The organism is Desulfosarcina sp. (assembly GCF_033791525.1).
Classification (GTDB): domain Bacteria; phylum Desulfobacterota; class Desulfobacteria; order Desulfobacterales; family Desulfosarcinaceae; genus Desulfosarcina.
This window is the reverse complement of the sequence record NZ_JASJGN010000005.1, coordinates 1-3789: the sequence shown is the minus strand read 5'-3', so window position 1 is coordinate 3789 and position 3789 is coordinate 1. Positions and strand designations below refer to the sequence as shown.

General features: G+C 57.9%; 5 protein-coding genes. 2 read left to right on the top strand and 3 right to left on the bottom strand.

All coding sequences use genetic code 11. The features are described from left to right. The first annotated feature begins 135 nt into the window (after positions 1–135). Entirely contained in the window at positions 136–993 is an 858-nt protein-coding gene (locus tag QNK41_RS00145) for a ribonuclease H-like domain-containing protein (RefSeq protein WP_319252509.1), read from the top strand. Positions 994–1055: 62 nt separating this feature from the next. On the opposite strand, the gene QNK41_RS00140 is transcribed toward QNK41_RS00145, so the two are convergent. After that, positions 1056–2150 (bottom strand): alkene reductase, encoded by a 1095-nt coding sequence (locus tag QNK41_RS00140; RefSeq protein WP_319252507.1) that lies wholly within the window; start codon positions 2148–2150, stop codon positions 1056–1058. Between the two features lie 128 nt (positions 2151–2278). Here QNK41_RS00140 and QNK41_RS00135 point away from each other — a divergent pair, with 128 nt between their 5' ends. After that, a complete protein-coding gene (locus QNK41_RS00135; RefSeq protein WP_319252505.1) occupies positions 2279–2434 on the top strand; it encodes a hypothetical protein in 156 nt (51 codons plus the stop codon). Positions 2435–2443: 9 nt separating this feature from the next. On the opposite strand, the gene QNK41_RS00130 is transcribed toward QNK41_RS00135, so the two are convergent. Further along, positions 2444–2992: an NUDIX hydrolase gene (locus tag QNK41_RS00130; RefSeq protein WP_319252503.1), complete on the bottom strand. Its 549-nt coding sequence runs from the start codon at positions 2990–2992 to the stop codon at positions 2444–2446. A gap of 4 nt (positions 2993–2996) precedes the next feature. After that, positions 2997–3789: 5'/3'-nucleotidase SurE (surE, locus tag QNK41_RS00125; RefSeq protein ID WP_319252500.1), on the bottom strand; the 793-nt coding region annotated here is incomplete at its 5' end.

The following is a 3789-nucleotide window of genomic DNA, read 5'->3' as shown; positions in this document are numbered from 1 at the left end:
TTCCCTTAAAGTAATGGCTGGTTGAAGCGACATCTGGATGGTCACAATAAAAGCGTTAAGGGTTACTTTGGCTGAGGGTTTCGGTGCACCCCTAACCGCTGAACCTTGAACCTTTCAACGGCTAGGAATGATCGAATGCTTCGACATACCTTTTTGCATATCCCGGGCATCGGACCGAAAACCGAACAGGGTTTCTGGGCCGCCGGTGTCGATGATTGGGATGCCTTTTTCGACGATGCATCGTTGAAACTATCGACATCCAAACGGGAGACCATTGCCGATGTGCTGACCGAATCCAGGCATCAACTGGATCGGGGCAATCCGGATTTCTTTGCCCGGCGGTTGCCAGCCAGTCAGCAATGGCGGCTGTTCAGCGAATTCGGTGACCAGACGGCATACCTGGATATCGAAACCACGGGGTTGGAGGCAGACTGCACGATTTCCACCATCGCCGTATACGATGGAACGACGATGGTCACCTACGTGAATGGACAAAACCTGGACGACTTCATCGACGACATCCGCCGCTACAAGCTTCTGGTGACTTACAACGGCAAGTGCTTCGACGTTCCGGTAATCGAAAGGTTTTTTGGCATGACGCTGGACCATGCCCATATCGACCTGCGCTACGTGCTGGCCGGCCTGGGGTTAAAGGGTGGCCTCAAGCGCTGCGAGGCACAGTTGGGCATGGACCGTGGCGATCTTGAGGATATTGACGGGCTGTTCGCGGTGGTGCTGTGGAAGGCCTATCTGCGCAACCGTGACGAACAGGCCCTGGAGACCCTGCTCGCCTACAACCTTCAGGACGCCATCAATCTGGAATCGTTGATGGTCACCGCCTTCAACCTGAAAGTTCGCCAGACCCCCTTTGACCGCCGGTGTCGGCTGGCCGTGCCGCCAGCACCCACAAACCCGATTCCCGCCCACCGGCGCACCATCGCGCGCTACCGCAAAGAAGTGAGCTTCATCCGATCCCTGCAACAGCAGTGGTAAAAAAACGCCGAACCTGGGGTCCGGCGTCGGTGTATCGTTATCGAGGAAAGGACATGGCTTGGTTAGTGTCCGTCTAAGAACGGGTAATCGTTGTATCCCTTTTCATCGCCGCCATAAAAGGTGTCCTGGTCCGGTTCGTTGAGCGGGGAAGTGCGGCGATAGCGCTCCACCAGGTCCGGATTGGCCAGGTAGGGAACCCCAAAGGCCACCAGATCCGCCGCATCCTCGGCGATGGCCTTCTCACCAGTTTCCCTGCCGTAGCCGCCGTTGATCATGAGAGTGCCCTTATAAATCTGTCGAAGTGCCGCTGCCACCGGCTCAACCCCCTCCTGGCTCTTAAATGCGGGATGCCCGGCAAGCGGTTCGATGAGGTGCAGGTAGGCCAGGGGAATGTCATTCAGCACCGCCACCAGTTGGCTGTAAAGGGCCATAGGGTCCGAATCGTGCATGTCGTTAAAGATCCCCCGCGGCGAGATACGAAATCCGACCCGGCCCGGCCCCCACACCTCAACCACGGCAGAGACCACTTCAAGGGCAAACCGAATCCGGGAAGGGATGTCACCACCGTATGCGTCGGTTCGCCGGTTGGATCCATCCTTCAAAAACTGCTCGATGAGGTAGCCGTTGGCGCCGTGGATCTCCACACCATCGAATCCGGCGCTTTTTGCCAGCCTTGCCGCGTGGGCAAACTGGTCCACAAGGGTTGGAATCTCTTCGGTGGCCAGCGCCCGGGGCATGGTGGGCGGTTCGAAACCATTTGGCGTGAACACCATGGTTTCGGCCTTGACGGCCGATGGTGCGATGGGTTCGCCACCGTCTGGTTGTAGAGATGGATGCGATACCCGGCCGGTGTGCCAGATCTGGCTGAAAATGCGGCCGCCTTTTTCGTGAACCGCATCCGTTACCGTCTGCCATCCACGGGCCTGCGCCTCCGTGTAGAGGCCTGGGGTAAATATATACCCGCTGGCCTTGTCCGAAACCTGGGTGGCTTCGGTGATCAACAACCCGGCCGTGGCGCGCTGGGCGTAATAGGTGGTCGCCATGGGTTTGGGTACGCCGTTTTCATCGTTCCGGTTGCGGGTCATGGGCGCCATGACCATGCGGTTGGGCAGGTTCAGTGCGCCAAGGGTATAGGGAGTAAACAGTGGATCAGTCATGTTTGGTTTCCTTTCGTTTTTGTAATCAGTCAAATTATGACCGGTCGTCTTAATGTCAAGCCGGCCTGGCAACCGGCTTACCGGTTTTGCGCCGGTCTGAGTAACTGGGATTGTGCGATCGCAGTCTGATGATAGACTGGGATGAAAAAAACAATGCCTGGACAGTGGACTTTGAACTGAAGGGTGAAAAAATAAGGCATTACCAGGAAGATGCGGATGCCTCTGCATGCATGCTCGACAGGCAGTGCGTGGGCATGAGCATCGAGTTCGGCCAATTCCTGTAATGGCTGAATTCAGTCTCCGATGGAACCCCGCATTTCGATCTTGTCGGTGCGGAAGGCAAAGCGGCCCGAGATCCGGTCCTTGAGATAGCACTGCAACGTTTTCTCAACCACCTTGAAGGCAATGTCATCCCAGGGGATGTCATCTTCCTTGAACAACTTCACCTCGGAACTTTCGCGGGTGGGGTGAAAATCCGGCGCAAGAAGGCGTGAGCGGAACATCAGGTATATCTGGTGAATGTGAACGATATCGACCATCAGGTATGGGGTCAGCTCTGCAACCGGAGCACCCGTCTCCTCGAGAGTTTCCCGCCGGGCGCCGGCTGCTGCAGTTTCGCCGTTTTCCAGGAAACCGGCAGGCAGGGTCCAGTATCCTCTGCGGGGCTCGATGTCCCTGCGGCACATCAGGATACGACCCTCCCAGACGGGGATGCAGCCCACCACGAGCTTGGGGTTCTCGTAATGGATTGCCCCGCAGGAGGGGCAGACGTGGCGCGGCCGGTCATCATCGACAGGAACCGTGAGCGTGACCGGTCGGCCGCATTGGGAACAGAATTTCATCCGGTCAAATCTCCATAAGTGTGACCGATATCATCCCACCGAAGCAGACGTCCACATCGCTGCCGGCCGATCGGGGGCGATCGTGAATGATTCCCTGGTAACGATAAACGCTGGCATCTTCAGTGTATCGATAGCGATGGGGGTGTTTGTCCAGCGGACAAAATTGGGTGGTGAGCGCCGACCCGGCGGTAATGGGACTGGGCAGGTTGATGTTCCAGAACTGTCCCGGTGCCAGATTTTTTTTTAAAATACCCGCAAGTATCCGGGTAACCTGCACCTGCGCTGCCGGCCAGTCGACAGCCCAGTCCGGCGAGATGTATTGGGACACAGCCATGGCGCGGACACCCAGAATGGCGGCTTCCCGGGCGGCGGCAACGGTACCCGACTGGTAAACATCGCTGCCCAGGTTGGCCCCCGGATTGATGCCGGCGATGACCCACTCGGCATCGGGCACCAACTGCTTGACGGCCAGACGGGTGCAGTCGGCCGGCGTGGCATGAACCACATATGTCTGGCTGTCCGGCCGGTCCACACGGATCGGTTTCCTCATGGTCACCCGGTGTCCCACGTTAGACTGGGGGGTGGCCGGTGCGACGACCACGACCTCTCCCAGCACCTTTACCGCGTCAACCAGCGCAGCCAGTCCGGGCTGGTCGTATCCATCATCATTGGTAACGACAAGTTTCAATTGGCACTCCGCGAAGGGATTTGGATGGGTAAAGACAGCGTCAGGATCATACCAGCCCGCAGGCAGAATGCAACCCCAGGCGTTCACCGGCAGCCGGACGCGGTCACAT

Coding starts and splice junctions, on each gene's coding strand:
- QNK41_RS00145 (WP_319252509.1), top strand. CDS start 136: ATGCTTCGACATACCTTTTTGCATATCCCGGGCATCGGACCGAAAACC.
- QNK41_RS00140 (WP_319252507.1), bottom strand. CDS start 2,150: ATGACTGATCCACTGTTTACTCCCTATACCCTTGGCGCACTGAACCTG.
- QNK41_RS00135 (WP_319252505.1), top strand. CDS start 2,279: ATGATAGACTGGGATGAAAAAAACAATGCCTGGACAGTGGACTTTGAA.
- QNK41_RS00130 (WP_319252503.1), bottom strand. CDS start 2,992: ATGAAATTCTGTTCCCAATGCGGCCGACCGGTCACGCTCACGGTTCCT.